Raw genomic sequence first — 24,378 nt, 5'->3', positions numbered from 1 at the left:
AGCCGTCCGGGCCCGCGCGTTGCGGCAGGTGGGGCAGCCGATGGCGGCGCATCTGGGCCTCGGTGGACGCGGGCGGCGCGCGGCGGGTCCGCCCCGGCCTCAGCGGGCTGCCCCGGGGCGGGCGCGCCCTCAGGCCCGGCGGGCTGCCCCCGAGTGGGCCCGCCCTCAGGCCCCGGCGGGCGTGGCCTGTGGGCGGCTCGCGGTGAGCACGGCCCGATGGACGGCCCGGGCGAGGCGGGCGCCCCACAACGATCTCGGCCCGGCGAAGGCGTGCGCCTCCTCCCCGGCACGCGGGACGCGCGCGGCCACGCACACCGCGTCCGTGGGCGTGCCCGAGCAGTCGTGGGAGGCGTCCAGGAGCGCCTGCACCTTGGCCTCCGTGGCGGTGGCGACGGCGTTCACCAGCGCCGCGTCGGTCAGGGCCGTCGGCAGCGCCACGACGATGTTGATCGTGCCGGGGCGCGCCAGGAGCAAGGACCCCTCGTCCGGGGCCGCCGCCCAGCCGCGCACCCTGATGCCCGCGGTCACGACGGCCTCCACGCCCCCGTCGGCGGCGTGGGCGTACGCGGACACGTCGGCGGCGGTCATCAGGCCGACGCCGGGCCCCTCGGCTCCCGCCGCGCGCGCGAGGTCCGTCAGGTGCCGCTCCGGGTCGGTCCGCCGATAGCCGTGCGACACCTGCGCGTTGAGCACCCAGGAACGCTCCCCGATACCGCCGCCCAGGACAGCGCTGCTGACCATCCGCCAGCCCGGCCCGGCACGCCACAACAGCGCCCGCAGCCGCTCCCCGTCCTCATCCCTCGTACGCATCTCCGGAGACAACAGGCCACTCTCCGAAGACAACGAGCAACTCTCCGGAGGCAACAGGCCCGTCTCCGGAGACAACAGGCCGGATTGCGCGGGACTCGGTATGGCGGAGGGCACGGGCAAGGACCTTTACGGAGAGACTGAGCGGCAGGTGATCGTACGCCGTCACCGTCGCCGTCTGCTGCCCCCCCCCGGCGAGAAGCACCGCCCCAGGAGTAGCGCCATGGACGTCTCACTCGTGCTGTTCACGTCCGACCTGCGGCTGCACGACCATCCCCCGCCGCGCGCCGCGCTCAACGAGGCGGATGAGAGCGTGCCGCTCTTCGTCCGGGCGGACCTGGACGGCGCCACGGTGCACGAGCCGTGGCGGCTCACCGGCCTGGACCGCGCCCGGTTCGACTACCCCGAGCCGGTCGTCGACCTCGCCGAAGGCCTGGCGCGCTTCCGGCGGGCCCGGGGGCGCGACTGAATCATTCGCTCCGCTTGTTCCGGGGTGGTGTCCCGGCCCGCGTGGGGCACCGTGAATGATCGAGGTCATGCTCTTCGAGTTCCTGTCCGTCGCCGCCCTGATCGTCGTACTGGTGTGCGCGGTCGTTCGTCCCTTCGGGCGGCCGGAGGCGGTGTTCGCCGTGCCCGCCGCCGCCCTCGTCATCGTCACGGGGGCGATCCCGCTGGACGACGTGCGCGACGAGGCGGCCCGGCTCGGGCCGGTGATCGGCTTCCTCGCCGCCGTCCTGGTGCTCGCCAAGCTGTGCGACGACGAGGGGCTCTTCCGGGCCTGCGGCACATGGATGGCCCGCTGGGCCCGGCACCGGCCACGGCGGCTTCTCGGCTCGGTGTTCGCGCTCGCGTCGGCCGTGACCGCCGCGCTCAGCCTGGACGCGACCGTGGTCCTGCTGACTCCGGTGGTGTTCGCCACGGCCACCCGCATGGGCACCTCCGCCAGGCCGCACGCCTACGCCTGCGCCCACCTGTCGAACACGGCGTCCCTGCTGCTCCCGGTGTCGAACCTGACGAATCTGCTCGCGTTCACCGCGACAGGCCTGACGTTCACCCGCTTCGCGCTCCTGATGCTGCTTCCCTGGGTGGCCGCGATCGCCGTCGAGTACGTCGTGTTCCGCCGCTACTTCGCGGCCGACCTGGACGCGCCCACCGACGACGACGGGGCCGAGGAGCGCCCGGAGGTGCCGCTGTTCGCGCTGGTGACCGTCGCCGCGACGCTCGCCGGGTTCGCCGTGGCCTCCGCGGCCGACGTCGACCCTGCCTGGGCGGCGGCGGCCGGCGCGGCTGTCATGGCGGTACGCGCCCTGGCCCGGCGGCACACCACACCGGCGGCGATCGTCCGCTCCGCGGGCCTTCCGTTCCTGGCGTTCGTCCTGGCCCTCGGCGTCGTCGTGCGCGCCGTCATCGACAACGGCCTCGGCGACGCGCTCGGCCACGCCCTGCCCGACGGCACGTCCCTGCCCGCGCTCCTCGGCACCGCGGCACTCGCCGCCGTCCTCGCGAACCTGATCAACAACCTGCCCGCCGTGCTCGCCCTCACCCCCCTCGCCGCCGCCTCCGGCCCCGGAGCGGTCCTCGCCGTGCTCCTCGGGGTCAACATCGGCCCCAACCTCACCTACGCGGGCTCCCTGGCCACGCTGCTCTGGCGCCGCATCACCCATCACCACGAGCACGACGTCCGGCTCAAGGAGTTCACCGTCCTCGGGCTCCTGACCGTCCCCGCCGCCCTGCTGATCTCCACCCTCGCGCTGTGGGCCTCGTTGCGGGTCATCGGCACCTGACGGCGGCCTGGCCTGTCCGGAACCCGGCGCGCCCTCAGCGCGGGCAGGGGCGGCCGTGGTCGCGGGCCTCGCTCGCCATGGTGATGGCCGCGTCGAGGCGGTCCCTGGTCTCCAGCATGCCGGTGATCTGCCCGTCGATGCGGGCGCGTTCGGCGCGCAGCAGCTCCAGGACCTGCGGGGCCACGTCGTCGGTCTCGATGCAGGGCAGCAGCTTCACGACGGTCCTGCTCGTGAGACCGGCCGCGTACAACTGCTGGATCAGCCGGACGCGGTCGACGGCCGCGGCCGGGTAGTGTCGCTGGCCGCTGGGGCTGCGGTCCGCGGACAGCAGGTCCTGCTCCTCGTAGTACCGCAGCGCCCGCACGCTCACACCGGTCGCCGCGGCGAGTTCGCCGATCCTCATGAGCCCCTCCTCCGAGTCCCGCGCGGCCCTGCCGCCCGCCGTCCGTCCCCCGGCGAGGCCTGTCGCCTACGACACTTGCCTCTGACGTCAACGTCAGGTTTTAGCGTAGCCGACGCACCACCCCGCATTGCGCCGGTACTACGCGAAGGACACGACTGTGACCAGCCTGTTCGACAGTTTCCAGCTCGGGAGCCTGACGCTGCCCAACCGCCTCGTCATGGCCCCCATGACCCGCGCCCGCGCCTCCGCCGACGGCATCCCCGGCGAGCTCACGGCGACGTACTACGCGCAGCGCGCCACCGCCGGGCTCATCGTCACCGAGGGCGTGCAGCCCAGCCTCACGGGCCAGTCCAACCCCAACACCCCGGGCCTGCACACCGACGCGCAGGTCGCCGCGTGGCGGCCGGTGACCGACGCCGTCCACACCAACGGCGGCCGCGTCTTCGCCCAGCTCATGCACGCCGGGCGCGTCGGCCACCCCGATGTCGCCGGGCACCACCCCGTCGCGCCGTCCGCGATCGCCCTCGACGCCACCCTGTACACCGGCTCCAAGGGCCGCCAGGCCGCACCGGTCCCGCGCGCCCTCAGCACCGCCGAGGTCGGGGGCGAGATACGGGTCTTCGCGGACGCCGCCAGGCGCGCCGTCGACGCGGGCTTCGACGGCGTCGAACTCCACGGCGCCAACGGCTATCTCATCCAGCAGTTCCTCTCCGCCAACACCAACCGGCGCACCGACGCCTACGGCGGATCGGTCACCGGCCGCATCCGCTTCGCCGTCGAGGCGACCGAGGCCGCGGCCGACGCCATCGGCGCCGACCGCGTCGGCCTGCGCCTCTCCCCCGGCGGCAGCGTCTGGGGCATCGCCGAGGACGACGTGCCCGAGCTGTACGCCGCCCTCGTCGCGGCCCTGGCGCCCCTCGGCCTCGCGTATCTGCACGTCCTCACCGGCACCGACGAGGACACCCTCGTCGCGCTCCGCAAGGCGTGGCCGGGCGCCTACATCGTCAACCCCGGCGGCCAGATCGGCCCGCGGGCGGGCGACCGGGCCGCCGGCGAGCACCGGCTCGCCCAGGGCGCCGACCTCATCAGCTACGGCCGCGCCTTCCTCGCCAACCCCGACCTCGTCGAACGCTTCCGCGCGGACCTGCCGCTGCACACCGCCGACCCCGACACCTGGTACCAGGGCGGCACGACGGGCTACACCACCTTCACCAGCTACCAGCACTGAGCGCGTAACGACGGGGGGTGTCCGCGTGCGGCACCCCCCATCACTACGCTCACCCCAATGGGCCTGGACATCAACGTGCTGATCGCCGACTGGTCGTGGCTCGGCGAGGTGCCGCCCCGGGAGCGGCTGCCGCGGTTGCGGGACGCTTGGTACGCGGACGAGACGGGGCTGTGGGACGTCGGCCCGGAGGCCGCGCGGGCGGTCGAGGGGGACTGGGAGTGGCCGCGCGGGTCCGGTGGCCCGGTCTTCGGGATCTACGAGTTCCGGGGCACCCTCGGTTCGTTCAAGGCGCACTTCTGGGCCGGGGAGCGGTGGGAGGCCGTACGCGACCACGTCGACCCGGTGCTGCGCTCCGCAGGGGACGCCCTGCTGCTCGGACTGATCTGGAACGGCCTCGACGGCGAGGCCGAGCACACGGATCCGGGCTTCTTGGCGGACCCGCGCTCCGCCTGTGCCGACCCCGCCGCACTCCACGGAGTGCTGCTCGCGCGGTCACCCGACAGCGTGCGACGCCTGGCGGCGGCGTGGGAACGGCTGCGGCCGCTCCTCGGCGGGCTGCGCGAGGCCTTCACCACCCATTCCGCGCCGGCTCCTGGAGGCGGGTGGATGCGCACCTTCGACGAGTTCGGCGTCCTTCTTGAGGACTGGGGGCGCGTCCTCGCCGAGGCGGACCGGCGCGGGTGGTGCGTGGTGGGGCTCAGTGAGTAGGCCGGGGCGGCGGCCACCGGGTGTGCCCGCGCTCCGGCCCAGCCGGATTCGCCGCCCTCCTCCCCTCCCTTCCACCCCATCCACCCCATCCACCACACACGATCGGAGCGTTGATGACCGAGACGAACGACGACCGCCTGCCCGACCACGACGACCGCTTCCTCGACGCCGTGGCCGACCGGCTCGCCGCTCTCCCCTCCGTGCACGCCGTCACCCTCGGCGGCTCGCGGGCCCAGGGCACGCACACCCCGGACAGCGACTGGGACCTGGCGGTGTACTACCGGGGCCGTTTCGACCCGGACGACCTGCGGGGCATCGGCTGGTCCGGTGAGGCCTCCGAGATCGGCGGCTGGGGCGGCGGCGTGTTCAACGGCGGCGGGTGGTTCACCATCGACGGCCGTGGCGTCGACGTCCACTACCGCGACCTCGACGCGGTCGAGCACGAACTCGCCGAGGCCCGCCAAGGCCGGTTCCACTGGGAGCCGTTGATGTTCCACCTCGCGGGCATCCCCAGCTACCTGGTCGTCGGCGAACTGGCCATCAACCGAGTCCTGCGCGGCACGCTCCCTCACCCCGAATACCCACGGGCGCTGCGCGCGGCCGCCCCGCCGGTGTGGCGCCAACGTGCCGCCATGACCCTGGACTACGCCAAGTCCGCCTATGCGCCGCGCGGCCAGGCCACCGAGGCCGCGGGTGCCATCGCCACGGCCGCCCTGCAGTCCGCGCACGCCGTCCTCGCCGAGCGCGGCGAATGGGTCACCAACGAGAAGCAGCTCCTGCGCCGGGCGGGCCTGCGCGGCATCGACGCGGTCGTGGCTCGGCTGCGGCCCGACGACCCGACCGCGTTGAAGCAAGCGGTCGCCGAGGCGGAGGCGCTGCTGCTCCCATGAGTGATCACCTACAGGACCAGGAGGCGTTCCGGGCGTCGGCAGCACGGTTGGTCGCGGCGCGCTACCCGCACGCTCTGGGCGCGCTGCTCGGCGGCTCGGCCGCGCGGGGCCGCGCCACGGCGAGCAGCGATCTGGACGTGGCGGTGCTCCTGCCGGACCAGGACCACAGCGGCCGGGAGGTGGTCCGGCACGAGGGCCGCCTGGCCGAGCTGTTCCTCAACACCGTCGCGGACCTGCCGGAGTTCTTCGCATGGGACCGGGCCCGCCGCCGCGGCACCGTGCTCTTCCTCTACGACCAGGGCCTGCCCCTGACCGACCCGCACGGCCATGTCGCCCGCACCCGCGACCTGGCCCGGCAGGTGCTCGCGTCCGGGCCCGCCCCGCTCACCCCCGAGGAGCGGGAACACGGCCGCTACGTCCTCACCTGCTACCTGGACGACCTGATCGACCTGATCGACCCGCGCGACTCGACCGTCACCGGCTCGGCCGGGCGCTACGAGCAGTTGTCCGTCGCCGACCACGTCCTGCGCGAGGCGGCACACCTGCTCACCGCCCACCACAACGCGTGGACGGGCATCGGCAAGTGGCTCCCCCGCAGGCTCCTGAGCGCGGACCCGGTCCTGGGCAGGGCACTCCTGGACGGCCATCAGGCCGTGGCCGAACGGGCCGACCCCACCCCCCTCGCCGCAGCCGCGGAGCAGGTGCTCGATCTCCTGGGCGGCCCTGTGCGCGAGGGATACGCGCACCGCTGGAAGCCGTGACCAGGCCCCGGAGCACCCGCCGCGGCGCCCTCAGTGCCGGCTCAGCATCGGCAGCAGCAGCGCCGCCGACCAGCTGAAGTTGGGTGAGTTCAGGGGTGCGCCGGTCAGGGGGTCGTAGTTCTCCATGACCGGGCTCCGGGCAGACAGGCCGTGGGCCGTGGCCAGGAGGCGGTCCGTGAGGGTGCGGGCCTGTGCCGTGTGGCCGTAGCGTCGCAGGCCCGCCTGGGCGAAGTACGCCTGGTCCAGCCAGACGGGGCCGCGCCAGTAGCGCTGCGGGGCGAAGTAGGGCGAGCTGCGGGCGACGGTCGGGAACGGGACGGGGGTGGCGAACTCGCGCGGGTCGGTGAGGCGGTCGCGTACGGCGGCGGCCTGTGCGCGCGACGCCGTGCCGGTCCACAGCGGGATGGCGCCCTCGATGCCCCGGCCCCGCGCGGTGAGCCGCTCGCCGCTGTCGAGGGCGATGTCGTGGAACCAGCCGTCCCCGGGGTCGTACATGCGCTCGCGCACCGCCCGGTGCGTGGCCTCGGCCCGGCCGCGCCAGCGCCGCTCCCCCGCGCGGTCACCGGTCGCGCGGGCGATGTCGGCGAGATGGTCCTGGTCGGCGGCGAGGTAGGCGTTGAGGTCGACGGACTCCTGGGTGAGGGAGTAGCCGGTGACGGTGCCGGAGGCGTCGCGGTTGGTGACGACGGAGGTGCCGAGGGCGGCGTCGAAGCGCGGCGCGTTGTCCATGCCGCTCTCCCAGGCGGCGGCGAGCCTGCGCTCCTCGGTACTGTCGTTGGCGGGGTCGACGGTCGCGCCGTACTCGGCGAGCCCGTCGCGGTCGTGGTCACGGTTGCGGTACCACCAGGCCTGGTACGCGGCCAGCTTCGGGTACATCTCGCGCAGGAAGGCACGGTCGCCGCCGCGCCGGTAGACCTCCCACACGGCCCAGGCGGCCAGCGGGGGTTTGCTGTTGCGTTCGTTCCAGTTGCCGCCGCCGTCGGCCTGGTCGTTGTAGAAGACGGCGTCGGGGATCATGCCGGCGTCCTGCGGCCGGGTCGCCGATGTCGGCCGGATCTGGTGGTCGAACATGGCGCGGATCTGGGACTGGGCGAGCCGGGGGTCGAAGCGCGCGGTGCCGACGGCCTGTTTCCAGGTGTCCCAGGACCAGATGCCGCCGGTGAACCACTTGTAGGAGATCGAGGGGCTGATGGCGTCGTGCCGGATCCGCCCGGCGGCGGAGCGCCAGTTGGTGACGAGGGTCTCCAGCGACTTCACGGCGAGGCGGCGCCGGTCGGCGGGAACGCCTCGGGTGACGGCGGCGACGTAGCGGCGCCAACGCGCCTCACCTGCGGCCGCGTTGGCGGCCGGATGGGCGAGGACACGGCGTACCGCGGACGCTTCGCGGGTCCGTTCGGCGGCGGTGAACGTGTAGCTCTCGGTCCAGTCCAGACTGCGGGCCGCTCCGGGGGCGAGCGTGAGGGGCGCGGCGAGGTCGCTGCGGTAGGTGTCGCCCGTGACGGTGGTGCGGACGGGCTCGCGGTGGGTGACCTCGAAGCGTTCGGTGCCGTCGGTGAGGTAGTCCCACTTCTCCCGGACCCGGGCGAAGCCGACGGCGACACCGCGGGCGGTGGCGGCCAGGGCGGGCGCGTCGCGCTGGGGCGGCGCGGCGGGGCGCAGCAGGGTGCCGGTCCAGCCCGCGCCGAGGGTGCGTGGTGCCCGGCCGGTGTTGTGGATCCGAGCCCGGACCAGGGCGGTCCGGTCGGTGGCGAAGCGCAGGTCCAGGGTGAGCCGCAGGCCGTCGAGGCGGTAGGTCTGGCGCAGCGCCCCGGGCAGCGAGGTGAGGCGCGGTGCGCCGCCCGCGCCGAGGTCGAGGGCCTTGCCCGCCTCGGTGAGCCGGATCCGGCTGAAGGACTTGCTCAGCCACCAGGGGTACTCCTGGGCGATGTGCAGCGGCCCGGTGAAACCCCCGTACGCGGCCGGGTCGTCGGCGGACGGCAGCGCGTAGGCGTGCCAGGCGCCGCGGTCGGCGAAGACGTTGACCGGGTTGAACTCTCCGGGCTGCGCGGCGGTCGGGGCGCCTTGCAGGTCAAGGACGTCGGCGTACGAGGAGGGGGCGTCCGGCGCGTGCGGGTCCGCCGCCGGGGTGGCGTGCCGTGCGGAGTCCTGTCGTGCCGCGTGTGCCGGTGGCGGCCCGTGGACCGGTCGAGCCGCGTCGGCGGCGGGGGCGAGGCCTGCGGCCAGGGTGACGGCGAGGGCCGCGGCGGTCAGGGCGCGCGGGCGGGAACGCAACGTGCGGTTCTCCGAACTCTGCTGTGGGGACGGGGAGACGGCCGGGGCGGGCGGGCCCGGCGTCGCCTCCGCGCGATGAACGCACGGAGGCGACAGGACTGGCTGGGTGCTGCTCAGTCGTGCGAGTCGGGCGGCGGGGTGCTCAGACGCCCGCGACGCTCTGGATCCAGGAGCGGTACGCCGTCACGTTCGTGTACGCGGTCGTGGTCTGGCGGTCACTGGTGGACGCCACGCCGACCTGGATGCCGTTGGCCATCATCGGGCCGCCCGAGTCGCCGCCCGCGGTGATGCCGTTGCCGCGCCGGGCGCAGATGGCCTGGCCCTGGTAGGCGTCGCGGCAGCCGCCGGTCACGACGACGTTGGCGACCTTCAGGAGCTGCGACTGGCAGTTGATCTCCTGGCCGCACTGGGAGGTGGCGCCCCAGCCGTACACCTGCACGGTCTGGTTCACCTGCACGGAGCCCGGGGTGCCGAGGCGCGCGTAGGTGCCCGCCACGGAGCGGTCGAGCTTGACCAGGGACAGGTCGGAGCTGGCGTTGTTGTGGACGCTGACGCCGTTGGCCGTGGTGCCGCCCGAGGTCTGGTCGAGGCTGCCGATGCGGAACGAGAGGCCGCCGCCGCTGACGCAGTGCTTCGCGGTGAGGATCCAGGTCGGGGCGATGATGGTGGCGCTGCAGGTCTGCCGGCCGTTGGAGAACAGGCGGGCCGCCCAGGGCGCGTTGCTGGCGTAGCCGCCGCCGATGATCGGCTGGGCGGAGGTGCCGGATGCCACGGTGGGTGCGTTGGCGGACGGCGCCGTCTGGGCCGCGGCCGTGGGGGCGAGCCCCAGGACGGCGAGGGCGGTGGCCGCGAGCGCGGGGACGAGTCTGGATATTCGCACGTTCGTCTCCATTGTGTGGGGGATGAAACGTCCTGCGATAAGGACGCGACCGCATAGGTATGCGGGTGGAGCGCACACGCGGAAGGCGGGTTTCCCCTGGCGCGTGCATGCCATGCTCGGCTGGGGTGAATGTGGCAGAGGAGTCACGGAGGACGCAAGAGGTTGACCGCCGAAATTCCCTCGCCATAGCTGCCCCGAGGGCGAGTTTGGATCTGTTTCGCAGTTCACTGTTGCGATTTGACCTTCAATCACCTGCCGGGAAGGGCGCGGCGCGAAGGGCACCGGGAAGCCCGCGCGAGGGGCCACGGATCGGCTGCGTGAGCTTGCGTCGGCCCGCATGTCCAAACGGGGCATCTTGGTCCGGACCATTCTGCACGCAAGCGCCGCCACCCTGACAACCGCCTTTTGCGACAAGCCTGTTGGCCCCAGACGGACACGCGAAGCCGCACTGATGCGTTCAACAAGTCAAGGAACTCCGGTCACTTCCCTTGACGAGTGATGCACCCGGATGAAGCATGCAACGCGAGAGAGCGCTCCCATCACCCCCACGTGTTCATTTCCTGAACCAGGAGAGTGCCCCATGTCCGCTTTCCCAGCCCGCAGGTCCGTCCTCGGGGCCGCTGCCGCGTCCGTGCCCGCCCTTCTCGCCCTGTCCGGTCCGGCAGAGGCCGCGTCCTCGGCCAGGAAGGCCAGGAAGCCCCGGCTGCCCGGTGGCGGCGACCTCGGGCCGAACGTCATCGTCTTCGAACCGTCCACGAGCGGCATCCAGGCCAGGCTGGACGAGATCTTCAAGAAGCAGGAGTCGGCGCAGTTCGGCACGGGCCGGTACGCCCTGCTGTTCAAGCCCGGCACGTACCACGGCCTCAACGCCCAGATCGGGTTCTACACCGCCATCGCGGGCCTCGGCCTGTCCCCCGACGACACCACCATCAACGGTGATGTCACCGTCGACGCGGGCTGGTTCGACGGCAACGCCACGCAGAACTTCTGGCGGTCGGCGGAGAACCTGGCGCTGGTCCCCGTCAACGGCACGAACCGGTGGGCCGTGTCGCAGGCCGCGCCGTTCCGCCGCATGCACGTGCGCGGCGGCCTCAACCTCGCCCCCACCGGGTTCGGCTGGGCGAGCGGCGGCTACATCGCGGACAGCCGCGTCGACGGCGAGGTCGGACCGTACTCGCAGCAGCAGTGGTACACCCGCGACAGCGCCGTCGGCGGATGGCGCAACGCCGTCTGGAACATGGTGTTCTCCGGCGTCGAGGGCGCCCCGGCGCAGAGCTTCCCCGAACCCCCGTACACGACGCTCCAGACCACCCCGCTCTCCCGCGAGAAGCCGTTCCTCTACCTGGACGGCACCGAGTACAAGGTCTTCCTGCCGGAACTGCGCACCAACGCCCGCGGGGTGTCCTGGGGCAGCGGCACCCCGCGCGGCACGTCAGTGCCGCTCTCGCGGTTCTACGTCGCCCGGCCCGGGGTGTCCGCGGCCACCCTCAACCAGGCCCTGGACGAGGGGCTGCACCTGCTGTTCACGCCCGGGATCTACCACCTGGACCGGACGGTCGAGGTACGGCGGGCGGGCACCGTCGTCCTCGGGCTCGGCTACGCCACCCTCATCCCCGACAACGGCGTCACCGCCGTGAAGGTCGCCGACGTCAACGGGGTGCGCCTGGCCGGTCTCCTCGTCGACGCCGGTCCGGTCAACTCCCCCACCCTGCTCGAGATCGGCCCGCGTGGAGCCGCCGCCGACCACTCCGCCGACCCCATCACCGTGCAGGACGTGTTCATCCGCATCGGCGGCGCGGGCCCCGGCAAGGCCACCACCAGCATGGTCGTCAACAGCCGCCACACCATCGTCGACCACACCTGGGTCTGGCGCGCCGACCACGGCGACGGCGTCGGCTGGGAGACCAACCGCGCCGACTACGGCCTCCGCGTCAACGGCGCCGACGTCCTCGCCACGGGCCTGTTCGTGGAGCACTTCAACAAGTACGACGTGCAGTGGTACGGCGAGCGCGGCCGCACGATCTTCTACCAGAACGAGAAGGCGTACGACGCCCCCAACCAGGCAGCCATCCAGAACGGGAACATGAAGGGCTTCGCGGCCTACCGCGTCGACGACTCCGTGACGACGCACGAGGCGTGGGGTCTGGGCAGCTACTGCTACTACAACGTCGATCCGGGCATCGTCCAGCACCACGGCTTCGCCGCCCCGACGAAGCCCGGGGTGAAGTTCCACCATCTGCTGGTGGTGTCGCTCGGCGGCAAGGGCCAGTACGAGCGCGTCATCAACGACACCGGCGCCCCGACCTCGGGCACGTCGACGATCCCGTCCAAGGTCGTCTCGTACCCCTGATCCCGTACCCCGGAGCGAAGGGGCTGGACAGGTCTCTCGTCCAGCCCCTTCCTCCGAAGCCTGCCTAGCCGACGGCCACAGCGCCGCGCAGCGCCTCATGCACCGTCGCGATCACCTCCGCCGCGCGCGGGCTGAGGTAGAAGTGCCCGCCGCGGAACACCTTGAGGTGGAACGCGCCGGTCGTGTGGGCGCGCCACCGCTCGGCTTCCGGGACCGTCGTCTTCGGGTCGTCGTCGCCCGTCAGGGCGGTGATCGGGCAGTCGACGGTCGTGTCCACGGGGCCGTACGTCTCGATGGCCCGGTAGTCGCTGCGGATGGCTGGCAGCACCATCCGCAGCAGTTCCTCGTCGCCGAGCACCTGGGCGTCGGTGCCGCTCATGGCCTTCATCTCGGCGACGATCCCGTCGTCGTCCCGCTGGTGGACGTTCTCCTCGCGCCGCGTCGACGGCGCGCGCCTGCCGGAGGCGAAAAGGAGCGCGGGCTTGTGGCCGCGGTCCTCCAGCCTGCGCGCGACCTCGAACGCGAGGACCGCGCCCATGCTGTGCCCGAAGAACACCACCGGGCGGTCGAACAGCGGCTCGACGACGGGGGCGATCCGGTCCGCCAGCACGCCGATGTCGTCCACGTTCGGCTCGTGCCGCCGGTCCTGGCGGCCGGGGTACTGCAGGGCCGTCACGTCGCAGCCGTCGGCGAGCGCGGCCGACACGGGGAAGTAGAAGCTCGCCGATCCGCCCGCGTGCGGGAAGCACACCAGCCGGACCGGGGCGTCCGCTGCGGGGTGGAACCGGCGGAGCCAGAGGTCGCTGCCGTCGGCAACTGTCATGTTCTTCGTCCATTCTGTGTCGTTGTCGTACGGGGACGGGGTTGGCGCCCCGGTGCGAAGGGTGACAAGACCCGCTGCTCCAGAGGGTCTTGTCGCCCGGTCCTAGCGGGAGTCGGCGCCCGGACCCTCGTCCAGCCAGGCGCGCACGGCGAGCGCGGTGGACTCGGAGCGGTCCTCCATGATCGTGAAGTGGTCGCCGGGGACGTGGGTGTCCTCGTGCGGGAACGGCCAGTCGGGCTGCCAGTCGTCCTCGGTCTCCATGGCCTGCGACTCCCCCGGCGGAAAGGTCGCGTGCACGTACAGCGTCGGGCTCTCGACCGGCTCGGGCTCCCAGTCGCTGAACACGCGCAAGTAGCCTCCCTGCCCGGTCAGTTGCGCGCCGTTCATCATCGCGAACGCCTCGGTGGTGGTGCCGCGCGCCTGGAGCGCCGCGTACAGCCGGTCCTCGAAGGAGGTCGTCGCGGTGTACGTGTCCACGAGGACCGAGGCCACCGGCGCGTGCCCCTGCCGTTCGAGGAGCGCGGCGACGGCGTTGACCATCCACCCGCCCGACGAGTACCCGGCGAGGACGAACGGCCGGTCACCGGCCGCCCTGCGCACCGCCTCCGCCTGGTAGCGGACGACCGCGTCACGCGTCGCGGGCAGCAACTCCCCCGCGCCGAAGCCTGGGTTGGGCAGCACGGTCACGTCCCGCTCGCCCGCGAACACGGGGGCGAACCGGGCGTAGTAGTGCGGGCCGGAGGGCGCCATCGTCGGCGGGAAGCACAGCAGCGGGACACCGGGGCCGGTCGCCAGGGTGACCGGCGGCAGCGCGGGCGTCCCGTCCGGCTCCTCGAACACCTGCCGCAGCCGCGCGGCGGCGTTCACCATCTCCCACGCCTCGTCCTCCAGGCCGAGTTCGTACGCCTGCCGGTACAGGCCCGTGAGCGAGTCCTCCAGCGCCGACGAGGCCGGGGCGGCGGGGGCGTCACCGACCGCCGAGGCGAGTTCGCGCCGCAGATACCCGGCGAGCGCCGGTCCGGTCGGCTGGTCGAACACGACGGTCGTGGGCAGGCGCAGACCGGTCACGGCCGCGAGCTGGTTGCGCAGTTGCAGCGCGGTCAGGGAGTCCAGGCCGAGCTGGGTGAGGGTGCCGGAGACGTCGAGGCCGTCCGGCGCGTAGCCGAGGACAGCCGCCACCTGGTCCCGTACGAGGCGCAGCAGTTCGCGCTCCTGCTCCTCCTCCGTCAGACCGGCGAGGCGCCGCGCCAGCGGCTCCTCGTCCACGGCGGCGGCCCTGGTGGCGCGCGGGCGCACGAGGCCGCGCAGCAGCGGCGGCACCGTGTCGGGCCCGCCGCGCAGGGCGCCGGCGTCGAGCCGCATCGGCACCACCAGGGCCTCGTCGGCGGCGCAGCCGAGGTCGAACAGGGCGAGGCCCTGTTCCTCGGTGAGGCCCGCGACGGCGGAGCGGGACATCCGCGCCACGCCGGTCCCCGCGAGGTGTCCGGTCATCTCGCTCGCCGTCTCCCACAGGCCCCACGCCAGTGAGGTCGCGGGCAGACCCGCGGCCCTGCGGTGCTGTGCGAGCGCGTCGAGGAACGCGTTGGCCGCCGCGTAGTTGCCCTGGCCGGGGCCGCCGAGGATGCCCGACACGGAGGAGAAGAGGACGAACGCCGACAGGTCGAGGTCGCGGGTCAGCTCGTGCAGGTGCCAGGCCGCGTCGACCTTGGGCCGGAACACGCCGTCGACCTGGGCGGGCGTCAGCGAGCCGATCGTGGCGTCGTCGAGGACGCCCGCGGAGTGCACCACGCCGGTCAGCGGGTGGTCCAGGGGCACCGCGGCGAGCAGCTCCGCGAGCGCGTCCGGGTCGGTCACGTCGCAGGCGGCGAGGGTGACGTGCGCACCGAGGCCGGTCAGTTCGGCGTGCAGTTCGTCGGCGCCGGGCGCCGCTGCGCCGCGGCGGCTGGCGAGGACGAGATGCCGGACGCCGTGCTCGGTCACCAGGCGCCGGGTGACGAGGCCGCCGATCATGCCGGTGGCGCCGGTCACCAGGACGGTGCCGCCGGGCGTGAACGCGAGCGGGGCCTCCGCCTCGGACGGCCGCGAGCGGGCGAGCCGCGGCACCAGCGCGTCACCGGCGCGCACCGCGGCCTGCGGCTCGGCGCCGGTGAGGACGGCGGGCAGCGCGGCCCACGACGCGTCGTGTCCGTCCACGTCGACCAGCGCGAACCGGTCGGGGGTCTCGGACTGCGCCGACCGGATCAGGCCCCACACCGCCGCGTCGGCGACGTCGGGAACGTTCTCGGCGGGCACGGCCGCGACGGCCCCGCTGGTCACGAAGACCAGGCGGGAGTCGAGGAACCGGTCGTCGGCCAGCCACTCCTGGGCGAGCCGCAGCGCGCGCAGAGCGGCGGTGCGGGCGCCGGAGACCGGCTCCGCGTCGCCCTCGGCGAACGGAACGACGACCACCTCGGGCACCCCGGCCTCGGCGAGGGCCGCCAGGTCGGCGTGCTCCTCGACGGTGACGCCGGACGCCGCGAGGCCCGCACCGGCCTTCAGGTCGTCCGGGCCGACGATCGCGAGGGCGCGGGCGGGAGCGTGGGTGGCCGCACCGGTCGGCGCGGCCACCCACTCCAGCCGGAACAGCGCGTCGCGGTGGCGCGCACCCCACTGTTCCGCGGCGATCGGCCGCAGGACGAGGGATGCGACCGTCGCCAGGGGGTGCCCCTGGGCGTCGGTCAGTTCCAGGGAGACGGCGTCGGTTCCGGCCGGGGTGAGGCGGACGCGCGCCGCTGTGGCACCGGTCGTGTGCCAACGGATCCCGCTCCAGGAGAACGGGAGCCGGGGCCGACCGGCGTCTTCGACGAGGCCGCCGAGCATGCAGGCGTGCAGCGCGGCGTCGAGGAGCGCCGGGTGCAGGCCGAAGGACGCGGCGTCCCCGTGCTGGTCCTCGTCGAGCTCGATCTCGGCGTACACGGCGTCCTCGCCGCGCCACGCGGACTTGAGGCCCTGGAAGGCGGGGCCGTAGGAGATCCCCTTCTCCTCCAGGCCTTCGTAGAGGCCGTCGAGGTCGACGGGTTCGGCGTCGGCGGGCAGCCAGTCGGCGACCGGGGCCGGGGCTCCGGTGGCTCCGGTGGCTCCGGTGGTGAGGAAGCCGGTGGCGTGCCGGGTCCATTCGGTGTCGGCCGTCGGGTCGTCCGGGCAGGAGTCGACGCTCAGCGTCCGGCGGCCGGAGCCGTCGTCGCCGCCGACCGTCACCCGCAGCCGTACGCCGCCGCGCTCGGGCAGCACCAGCGGTGCGGCGAGGGCCAGTTCCTCCACCTCGTCGAGGCCGAGCCTGCCGCCCGCGGCGAGCGCGACCTCCGCGAAGGCCGTGCCGGGCAGCAGGGTCGTCCGGGCGACGGCGTGGTCGGCGAGCCACGGGTGGGTGTCCGTGCCGAGCCTGCCGGTGCACACCAGGCCCTGCCCGTCGGCGAGTTCCACGACGGCGCCGAGCAGCGGGTGGTCCGCGCCCGCCAGGCCGAGCCCGCCTGCCGCCTCGTCGAAGCGCAGGTCGCGGGGGGCGTCCAGCCAGTAGGACGTGTGCTGGAACGCGTACGTGGGCAGGTCGACGCACCGCGCGCCACGACCGGCGAAGAACGCATCCCAGTCCACCGGCACACCGCGCGTGCACACCTGCGCCACGGCGGCGGCCAGCGCGGACTCCTCCGTACGATCGCCGTGCAGCACCGGCACGAACGCCGCGTCGGGCGCGGATTCCAGCCCCAGCGCCGACAGCGTCCCGCCCGGCCCGACCTCGACGAACGTGGCCACACCCTCATCCACGAGGGTGTCGACGGCGGCGCCGAACCGCACGGCCTCGCGCACGTGCCGCACCCAGTACTCGGGCGAGGCCAGCTCCTCGGCGGTCGCCTTAGTGCCCGTGAGGGTGGAGACGATCGGGATCGAGGGCGCCTCGTACGACACGCCTTCCAGGACCGTGCGGAAGTCGTCGAGCATCGGGTCCATCAGGGGTGAGTGGAACGCGTGGCTGACCTTGAGGCGGGTCGCCTTGCGGCCCGCCTCACGCCAGTGGTCGGCGACCGCCTCGACGTCAGCGGCGACACCGGAGACGACCACTGAGTTAGGGCCATTAACCGCCGCGACACCCACTGTCTCCGGCAAGTCGTCCGAAGCTACCTCGGCCTCCGACGCCTGAATCGCGACCATGGCGCCACCCTCAGGCAACGCCTGCATCAGCGCGCCGCGCGCCGACACCACCTTGACCGCGTCAGCCAGCGACCACACACCAGCCACATGCGCCGCGGCCAGCTCACCGATCGAGTGACCCACAAGAACGTCAGGCCGCACACCCCACGACTCCAACAGCCGGAACAGGGCGACCTCGACAGCGAACAGCGCGGGCTGCGTCACCCCGGTCTCATTCAGCGCCTCGGCATCCTCACCGAACAGAACGCCACGTACCGACGGATCGAACTCACCCAGGACCTCGTCCAAGGCCTCTGCGAACACAGGGAAACAGGCCGCCAGTTCACGCCCCATCCCCAACCGCTGCGACCCCTGCCCCGAGAACAAGAACCCCACGCCACCCACGGCGACAGACCCCACGTACAAGCCGGGGAACGGCCGCCCCTCGGCCAGCGCGCCGAGCCCGTCGAGGAGCGCCGCGCGGTCGTCCGCCACGACGGCGCCCCGGTGGTCGAGGGCCGACCGCGTCGTCACCAGCGAGTAGGCGACGTCGAGGACGCCGGTCCCGGGCTCGCCCGCGACCCGCTCCCGAAGGCGGAGAGCCTGCTCCCGCAACGCCTGCGCGTTCTGCGCGGACAGCACCACCGGCACCGGGCCGTCCGGCGCGGCGGCGGCAGCGGACGCCTCGGGCTCCGGGGCCTGCTCGATGATGGTGTGCGCGTTCGTACCGCTCACACCGAACGACGACACGCCGACGCGGCGCGGGCGCCCCGTCTCCGGCCACGACCGGGCCTGTGTCAGGACCTCGACCGCCCCCGCGGTCCAGTCGACGTGGGGCGAGAGCCGGTCGACGTGCAGGGTGCGGGGCAGCTCCGCGTGGCGCAGCGCCATCACCATCTTGATCACGCCGGCGACACCGGCCGCGGCCTGGGAGTGGCCGATGTTCGACTTCAGCGAGCCGAGCCACAGCGGCTCACCGGCACGGTCCTGGCCGTAGGTGGCGAGGAGTGCCTGCGCCTCGATCGGGTCGCCGAGCGAGGTGCCGGTGCCGTGCGCCTCGACGGCGTCGACGTCGGACGGCGCGAGTCCGGCGCTCGCGAGCGCCTGGCGGATGACCCGCTCCTGCGAGGGGCCGTTCGGGGCGGTGAGACCGTTGGACGCGCCGTCCTGGTTGACCGCCGAACCCCGTACGACCGCGAGGACCTTGTGGCCGTTGCGGCGGGCGTCGGAGAGCCGTTCGAGGACCAGCATGCCGACGCCCTCGCCCAGGCCGGTGCCGTCCGCGTCGGCGGAGAACGCCTTGCAGCGGCTGTCCGGGGCCAGGCCGCGCTGGCGGCTGAACTCCACGAAGGCCCCCGGGCTCGCCATCACGGTCACGCCGCCCGCGAGGGCCAGCCCGCACTCGCCGGAGCGCAGCGCCTGGGCGGCCAGGTGCATGGCCACCAGCGACGACGAGCAGGCCGTGTCGATGCTCACGGCGGGCCCTTCGAGGCCGAAGGTGTAGGAGAGGCGGCCGGAGGCGACGCTGCCCGAGCTGCCGAACCCGAGCTGTCCTTCGAGGCCTTCCGGGGACCGTGTGAGGCGGGCGGCGTAGTCGTTGTACATCACGCCCGCGAACACGCCGGTCGCGCTGCCGCGCAGCGACCTCGGTTCGATGCCTGCCCGTTCGAACGCCTCCCAGGAGGTCTCAAGGAGCAGGCGCTGCTGCGGGTCGACCGCCAGGGCCTCGCGCGGCGACATGCCGAAGAACGCCGGGTCGAACTCGGCGGCGTCGTGCAGGAAGCCGCCCGTGCGGACGGTGCTCGTGCCGGTGTTGTCGGGGTCCGGGTCGTAGAGCGACTCCACGTCCCAGCCCCGGTTCTCGGGGAAGTCGGAGATCGCGTCACGGCCCTCGGCGACGAGGCGCCACAGGTCCTCGGGCGAGCGCACCCCGCCGGGGTAGCGGCAGCTCATGCCGATGATCGCGATCGGCTCGTCCTCGGCGACGGCCCTGCGTTCGACCGCCGCCCCCTCGTCACGGTCACCGAGCAGCCTGGAGCGCAGGCGGCCCGCGAGCGCCAGGGGCGTCGGGTAGTCGAAGACCAGGGTCGCGGGCAGGCGCAGGCCGGTGGCCGCGTCGAGCCGGTTGCGCAGTTCGACGGCGGTGAGCGAGTCGAATCCGAGGTCGCCGAAGGAGCGCTCCGGTTCCACCTCGGCGGCGGACGCGTGGCCGAGCACGGCGGCGACGGCTGTGCGGACGACGTCGAGCAGCGCCGGGAGGCGCTCGTTGTCCGGCAGGTCGGCGATGCGTGCCGCGAGGCCCCCTTCGGCCTTGGCGGCCTCGGGGCGGGCCGTGCGGACGAGGGCGCGCAGCAGCGGCGGGACGGTGTCGGGGCGTGCCCGCAGCGGCGCCAGGTCGAGGCGCATGGGGACGGCCACGGGTGCGGGCAGCGCGAGGGCGGCGTCGAAGAGGCGCAGGCCCTCGTCGGCGGACAGCGCGGCGGCACCGGCGCGGGTGAGGCGGCCGCGGTCGGTCTCGGCCAGCTCTTCGGTCATGCCGCTGGCGTCCGCCCACAGGCCCCAGGCCAGTGAGGTCGCGGGCAGGCCCTGGGCGCGCCGGTGCTGGGCGAGCGCGTCCAGGAAGGCGTTGGCTGCCGCGTAGTTGGCCTGCCCGGGGTTGCCGAACGTGCCCGCCGCCGACGAGAAGAGGACGAACGCCGACAGGTCCAGGTCGCGGGTCAGCTCGTGCAGGTGCCAGGCCGCGTCGGCCTTCGGCCGGAACACGGTGTCGATCCGCTCCGGGGTCAGCGAGCCGATGACACCGTCGTCCAGGACGCCCGCCGCGTGCACGACGGCCGTCACGGGGTGCTCGGCCAGGAGGGCCGCCACCGCGTCCCGGTCCGCCACGTCGCACGCGACGGCGGCGACTTCGGCGCCCAGCTCCATCAACTCGTCGTACAGCCCACCGACTTGACCCCGCCTGCTGGCAAGCACAAGCCGTCGTACGCCGTGCCGCCGCACCAGGTGCCGCGCCACCAGCCCGCCGAGCATGCCGCTCGCACCGGTCACAAGCACCGCACCGTCACCGAAGGACGAAGCCCCCGACTCCTCGGGGCGGTCCCGGACGAGCCTCGGCGCGAGGAGTTCACCGGCGCGCAGGGCCAGTTGGGGCTCGTCGGTCGCGACGGCGGCGGGCAGCGCGTGGGCGGAGGCGGCCAGCAGGTCGACGTCGACGAGGACGAAGCTGCCGGGGTGCTCGGCCTGGGCCGCGCGTACGAGGCCCCACACGGGCGCGTTGGCCAGGTCGGGGGCGTCCTCCTCGGGGCCCGCCGCCACCGCGCCCCCGGTGACGAACACCAGCCGTGCCGAGGCGAACCGGTCGTCGGCGAGCCACTCCTGCACGAGGGCGAGCGCCCAGTGCGCCGCCTCTGACGGGTTCGCGGCCGGGGGCACGGGGGCGAACACGAGGTCCGGGACCGCCTCCTCCGCCAGCGTGGCCAGGTCCGGGTACGCGTCGACCGGCTCGGCGAACTCCGCCTGGGCGAAGCCGCGTCCGAGGACGGCCCAGCGGAGGGCGGGCGATGCGGCAGGCCGCACGCGCGTCCAGTCGACGCGGAACAGCGAGTCCAGGCGGCGGCCGGTGAGGCCGTCCGTCGTCAGGGGCCGCAGCGACAAGGCTTCGACCGAGGCGACGGGGGTGCCCGCGGCGTCGGTGAGGTCGAGGGCGACGCCCGCGGTGCCCGCCGGGGAGAGCCGCCCGCGCAGGGCGGTCGCGCCGCCGCTGTGCAGTCGCACGCCGCTCCAGGAGTACGGCAGGTGCAGCTGCTCGGTGTCGGCGACGAAGGGGCCGAGCCCGATGGCGTGCAGCGCGGAGTCGAGGAGCGCGGGGTGCAGCCCGAAGGAGCCCGCGGCGTCCTGCTCGGGCAGTTCCACCTCGACGAACACCTCGTCGTCCCGGCGCCACGCGGCGCGCAGGCCGCGGAACGCGGGGCCGTAGCCGAGCCCGGCCGCGGCGAGGTCGTCGTAGCGCCCTTCGAGGTCGACGCGTTCGGCCCCCGGGGGCGGCCAGGCCTCCGCGCCCGCCGCGCCGCCGGTCGCCGGGACGGCCCCGCCCGCCGTGAGCGTGCCGAAGGCGTGCCGTGTCCACGGCTCGCCGTCCGGCTCGTCGTCGGGCGCGTCGTCGGCCCGGGAGTGGACGCTCACCGCGCGGCGCCCGGACTCGTCCGGTGCTCCGACGGCCACCTGGAGCCGCACGGCGCCGTCCTCGGGCAGGACCAGGGGCGCCGCCAGCGTCAGTTCCTCGACGTGGTCGAGGCCGACCTGGTCGCCCGCCCTGATCGCCAGTTCCACGAACGCGGCGCCGGGCACGAGGACGACGCCGCCGACGGTGTGGTCGGCGAGCCACGGGTGGGTGGCGAGGGAGAGCCTGCCGGTGAGCAGGGCGCCCTCCTCGTCGGCGAGGGTGACGGCGGCGCCGAGGAGCGGGTGGTCGGCGGGACGCAGGCCCACCGAGGCCACGTCCCCGGTGGGCGCGCCCGCGTCCAGCCAGTAACGGGCGCGCTGGAAGGGGTAGGTGGGCAGGTCGGCCCGTCGGGCGCCGCGGCCCGCGAACACCGCCTGCCAGTCGACGGCGACGCCCCGCACGTGCAGGGCGGCGACCGCCGAGGTGAGCGTGGCGCCCTCGGGCCGGTTCGCGCGCGACGCGGCCACGAGCAACGCGCCTTCGTCGGCGCAGTCGCGCCCGGCGGCGGTGAGGACCGCGTCGGGGCCGAGCTCCAGGAAGTGCGTGACGCCGTGCCCGGTCAGGGTCCGCACGCCGTCGAGGAACCGCACGGCCTCGCGGACGTGGCGCACCCAGTGCTCCGGGTCGCGCGCCTGCTCGGGGGTGAGCACGGCGCCGGTGCGGGTGGACACGACGGGGATGGTCGGCGTGCCGTAGTCGACGCTGCGGGCGACGGCTCGGAAGTCCGCGAGGACGGCGTCCACGTGCGGGGAGTGGAACGCGTGGCTGACCTTCAGGTACCGGGTCTTGCCGCCGCGCTCCCGCCAGACCACGTCGATCGCGGCCACCGCGTCGGCGTCGCCCGCGACGACCGTGGACTCGGGGCCGTTGACCGCGGCGATGTCCACCGTGCCGCCGTGCTCGGCGACCAGGCCGCGGACGGTGTCCTCGTCGGCGCGCAGCGACAGCATCGCGCCGCCCTCGGGCAGCGCGCCCATCAGCCTGCCGCGGGCGGCGACCAGCTTGCACGCGTCGGCGAGGGAGAACACGCCCGCCACGTGGGCAGCCGCCAGTTCCCCGATGGAGTGCCCGGCGAGGAACTGCGGGGCGAGGCCCCAGTGGGTGACGAGGCGGAACAGCGCCACCTCGATCGCGAACAGCGCGGGCTGCGTGTACGTGGTGAGGTCGAGCAGGTCGGCGGCCGTGTCGGCCTCGGGTCCGGGCTCGGCGAAGAGCACGTCCCGCAGCGGCCGGTCCAGGTGCGGGTCCAGTCCGGCGCAGACCTCGTCGAGGGCCCGGGCGAACACGGGGAACTCCCGGTACAGCTCGCGGCCCATGCCCACGCGCTGGCTGCCCTGCCCGCTGAACAGGAACGCGAGCTTGCCGCGCGTTCCGACGGTGCCGCGCGTCAGGTGGGGCGCGTCGCTGTCGGCGGCGAGGGCCGCGAGGCCGCGCAGCAGTTCGGCGCGGTCCGCGCCGACGACGGCGGCCCGGTGTTCGAGGGCGGTCCTGGTCACGGCGAGGGAGTAGCCGATGTCCACCGCCGGTACGTCCGTGCCGTCCAGGTGGGACAGGAGGGCGGCGGCGCGCTCGCGCAGCGCGGCGGGGTCGTTGCCGGAGAGGACCCACGGCAGGGTGTCGGCGCGGACCGGGTCGACGGGTGCCTCGGCCGGCTCGTCGTCGGGGTCGGGGGCCGGGGCCTGTTCGAGGACGACGTGGGCGTTGGTGCCGCTGATGCCGAACGACGACACCGCCGTGCGGCGCGGCTGCCCCGTCCGTGGCCACGGCCGCGCCTCGGTGAGGAGTTCCACGGCGCCCGCCGACCAGTCGACGTGCCGGGAGCGCTCGCCGACGTGCAGGGTCGGCGGCAGCACGCCGTGCCGCATCGCCATGACGGACTTGATGACTCCGGCGACACCGGCGGCGGCCTGGGTGTGGCCGACGTTGGACTTCACCGAGCCGAGCCACAGCGGCTCGCCGTTGCGCTCCTGGCCGTACGTGGCGAGCAGGGCCTGCGCCTCGATGGGGTCGCCGAGGGTGGTGCCGGTGCCGTGTGCCTCGACCGCGTCGATCTGGGCGGCGGTCAGTCCCGCGCTGTCGAGGGCCTGGCGGATCACGCGCTGCTGGGAGGGGCCGTTGGGGGCGGTGAGGCCGTTGGACGCGCCGTCCTGGTTCACTGCCGATCCGCGGACGACGCCGAGGACGGGGTGGCCGTTGCGGCGGGCGTCGGAGAGCCGCTCCAGGAGCAGCATGCCGGCGCCCTCGCCCCAGCCGGTGCCGTCGGCGCTCTCGGAGAACGACTTGCAGCGGCCGTCGGCGGCCAGGCCCCGCTGCTGGCTGAAGCCGATGAAGGTGTCCGGCGTCGCCATCACGGTGACACCGCCCGCGAGGGCGAGCCCGCACTCGCCGGAGCGCAGCGCCTGAGCCGCCAGGTGCATGGTGACGAGGGAGGACGAGCAGGCGGTGTCCACCGTGACGGCGGGCCCCTCCAGCGCGAACGTGTACGACACGCGCCCGGAGGCGACGCTGCCGAAACTGCCGGTGCCGAGGAAGCCGGCCACTTCCTCCGGCACCGACCGCAGCCGGGACGCGTAGTCGTGGTACATCACTCCGGCGAACACGCCGGTCCTGCTGCCGCGCAGCGTCGCCGCGTCGATCCCGGCGCGCTCGAACGCCTCCCACGACGTCTCCAGGAGCAGCCGCTGCTGCGGGTCCATGGCGAGGGCCTCGCGCGGCGATATCCCGAACAGGCCGGGGTCGAACTCGGCGGCGTCGTGCAGGAATCCGCCCTCCCTGCGGAACTCCCGGCCGGGGTCTTCGGGGTCGGTCAGTGCGACGTCGCCCCAGCCCCGGTCGGCGGGGAACGCCGTCACGCCGTCGCGGCCGTTCGCGACCAGTTCCCACAGGTCCTCGGGCGAGCGCACGCCGCCGGGGTAGCGGCAGCTCATGCCGATGATCGCGATCGGCTCCTGCTGCCCTTCCTCGGCCTCGCGCAGCCGCCGACTCGTCTCGCGCAGGTCGGCGGTGACCCGCTTCAGGTAGTGGCGGAGCTTCTCTTCGTTGTTCATGCGGTCTCTACTCCAGGAAACGTTCGAGCAAGTGGGG

At 74.0% G+C, this 24,378-nt stretch carries 12 protein-coding genes and 1 pseudogene; 7 read left to right on the top strand and 6 right to left on the bottom strand.

Translation table 11 applies throughout. The annotated features are described in order from the left end of the window. Positions 1–165: 165 nt before the first annotated feature. A complete protein-coding gene (locus ACZ6BG_RS17935) occupies positions 166–810 on the bottom strand; it encodes an adenosylcobinamide amidohydrolase (RefSeq protein WP_469002152.1) in 645 nt (214 codons plus the stop codon). Between the two features lie 220 nt (positions 811–1,030). On the opposite strand from ACZ6BG_RS17935, the pseudogene ACZ6BG_RS17930 reads away from it, so the two are divergent. Next, a pseudogene (locus ACZ6BG_RS17930) lies at positions 1,031–1,246 on the top strand (hypothetical protein); the annotation flags it as partial. A gap of 85 nt (positions 1,247–1,331) precedes the next feature. After that, on the top strand, positions 1,332–2,591 hold the full coding sequence (locus tag ACZ6BG_RS17925) for an SLC13 family permease (protein WP_469002150.1): 1,260 nt from the start codon (positions 1,332–1,334) through the stop codon (positions 2,589–2,591). A 34-nt stretch (positions 2,592–2,625) separates the two neighbouring features. Here ACZ6BG_RS17925 and ACZ6BG_RS17920 read toward each other — a convergent pair whose 3' ends face one another. After that, positions 2,626–2,994, bottom strand: coding sequence for a MerR family transcriptional regulator (locus ACZ6BG_RS17920; RefSeq protein ID WP_469002149.1), 369 nt, complete (start codon positions 2,992–2,994; stop codon positions 2,626–2,628). A gap of 157 nt (positions 2,995–3,151) precedes the next feature. On the opposite strand from ACZ6BG_RS17920, the gene ACZ6BG_RS17915 reads away from it, so the two are divergent. From ACZ6BG_RS17915 to ACZ6BG_RS17900, 4 genes are all read left to right on the top strand, one after another. Continuing rightward, on the top strand, positions 3,152–4,222 hold the full coding sequence (locus tag ACZ6BG_RS17915; RefSeq protein ID WP_469002145.1) for an alkene reductase: 1,071 nt from the start codon (positions 3,152–3,154) through the stop codon (positions 4,220–4,222). A gap of 57 nt (positions 4,223–4,279) precedes the next feature. Further along, positions 4,280–4,930, top strand: coding sequence for a hypothetical protein (locus tag ACZ6BG_RS17910; protein ID WP_469002143.1), 651 nt, complete (start codon positions 4,280–4,282; stop codon positions 4,928–4,930). 113 nt (positions 4,931–5,043) lie between these two features. After that, a complete protein-coding gene (locus ACZ6BG_RS17905) occupies positions 5,044–5,820 on the top strand; it encodes a nucleotidyltransferase domain-containing protein (RefSeq protein WP_469002139.1) in 777 nt (258 codons plus the stop codon). Next, positions 5,817–6,581, top strand: a complete 765-nt coding sequence (locus tag ACZ6BG_RS17900) for a nucleotidyltransferase domain-containing protein (RefSeq protein WP_469002137.1) — start codon at positions 5,817–5,819, stop codon at positions 6,579–6,581. The genes ACZ6BG_RS17905 and ACZ6BG_RS17900 overlap by 4 nt, the downstream gene beginning before the upstream one ends. A gap of 30 nt (positions 6,582–6,611) precedes the next feature. Here the strand turns inward: ACZ6BG_RS17900 and ACZ6BG_RS17895 are convergent, their stop codons facing one another. After that, the gene (locus ACZ6BG_RS17895) at positions 6,612–8,852 is read right to left on the bottom strand and encodes an MGH1-like glycoside hydrolase domain-containing protein (RefSeq protein WP_469002134.1); all 2,241 of its coding nucleotides are present in this window, start codon (positions 8,850–8,852) and stop codon (positions 6,612–6,614) included. A 142-nt stretch (positions 8,853–8,994) separates the two neighbouring features. Continuing rightward, complete coding sequence (locus ACZ6BG_RS17890; RefSeq protein ID WP_469002130.1) at positions 8,995–9,732, bottom strand: S1 family peptidase; 738 nt, start codon at positions 9,730–9,732, stop codon at positions 8,995–8,997. A 580-nt stretch (positions 9,733–10,312) separates the two neighbouring features. Here ACZ6BG_RS17890 and ACZ6BG_RS17885 point away from each other — a divergent pair. Continuing rightward, complete coding sequence (locus ACZ6BG_RS17885) at positions 10,313–12,082, top strand: coagulation factor 5/8 type domain-containing protein (RefSeq protein ID WP_469002128.1); 1,770 nt, start codon at positions 10,313–10,315, stop codon at positions 12,080–12,082. 64 nt (positions 12,083–12,146) lie between these two features. Here the strand turns inward: ACZ6BG_RS17885 and ACZ6BG_RS17880 are convergent, their stop codons facing one another. Together ACZ6BG_RS17880 and ACZ6BG_RS17875 are read right to left on the bottom strand one after the other, a co-directional pair. Continuing rightward, positions 12,147–12,905, bottom strand: a complete 759-nt coding sequence (locus tag ACZ6BG_RS17880; RefSeq protein ID WP_469002126.1) for a thioesterase II family protein — start codon at positions 12,903–12,905, stop codon at positions 12,147–12,149. A 102-nt stretch (positions 12,906–13,007) separates the two neighbouring features. Beyond that, complete coding sequence (locus ACZ6BG_RS17875; RefSeq protein WP_469002124.1) at positions 13,008–24,341, bottom strand: type I polyketide synthase; 11,334 nt, start codon at positions 24,339–24,341, stop codon at positions 13,008–13,010. Positions 24,342–24,378: the final 37 nt, after the last annotated feature.

This window comes from Streptomyces sp. NPDC041205 (genome assembly GCF_055591765.1).
Note: the sequence above shows the minus strand (reverse complement) of the source record. Positions and strands in the feature narration are given on the sequence as shown.

Bases quoted from the DNA above. Each gene is read 5' to 3' on its own strand.
- ACZ6BG_RS17935 (WP_469002152.1), bottom strand. From the start codon at position 810: ATGCGTACGAGGGATGAGGACGGGGAGCGGCTGCGGGCGCTGTTGTGG.
- ACZ6BG_RS17925 (WP_469002150.1), top strand. From the start codon at position 1,332: ATGATCGAGGTCATGCTCTTCGAGTTCCTGTCCGTCGCCGCCCTGATC.
- ACZ6BG_RS17920 (WP_469002149.1), bottom strand. From the start codon at position 2,994: ATGAGGATCGGCGAACTCGCCGCGGCGACCGGTGTGAGCGTGCGGGCG.
- ACZ6BG_RS17910 (WP_469002143.1), top strand. From the start codon at position 4,280: ATGGGCCTGGACATCAACGTGCTGATCGCCGACTGGTCGTGGCTCGGC.
- ACZ6BG_RS17905 (WP_469002139.1), top strand. From the start codon at position 5,044: ATGACCGAGACGAACGACGACCGCCTGCCCGACCACGACGACCGCTTC.
- ACZ6BG_RS17900 (WP_469002137.1), top strand. From the start codon at position 5,817: ATGAGTGATCACCTACAGGACCAGGAGGCGTTCCGGGCGTCGGCAGCA.
- ACZ6BG_RS17885 (WP_469002128.1), top strand. From the start codon at position 10,313: ATGTCCGCTTTCCCAGCCCGCAGGTCCGTCCTCGGGGCCGCTGCCGCG.
- ACZ6BG_RS17880 (WP_469002126.1), bottom strand. From the start codon at position 12,905: ATGACAGTTGCCGACGGCAGCGACCTCTGGCTCCGCCGGTTCCACCCC.
- ACZ6BG_RS17875 (WP_469002124.1), bottom strand. From the start codon at position 24,341: ATGAACAACGAAGAGAAGCTCCGCCACTACCTGAAGCGGGTCACCGCC.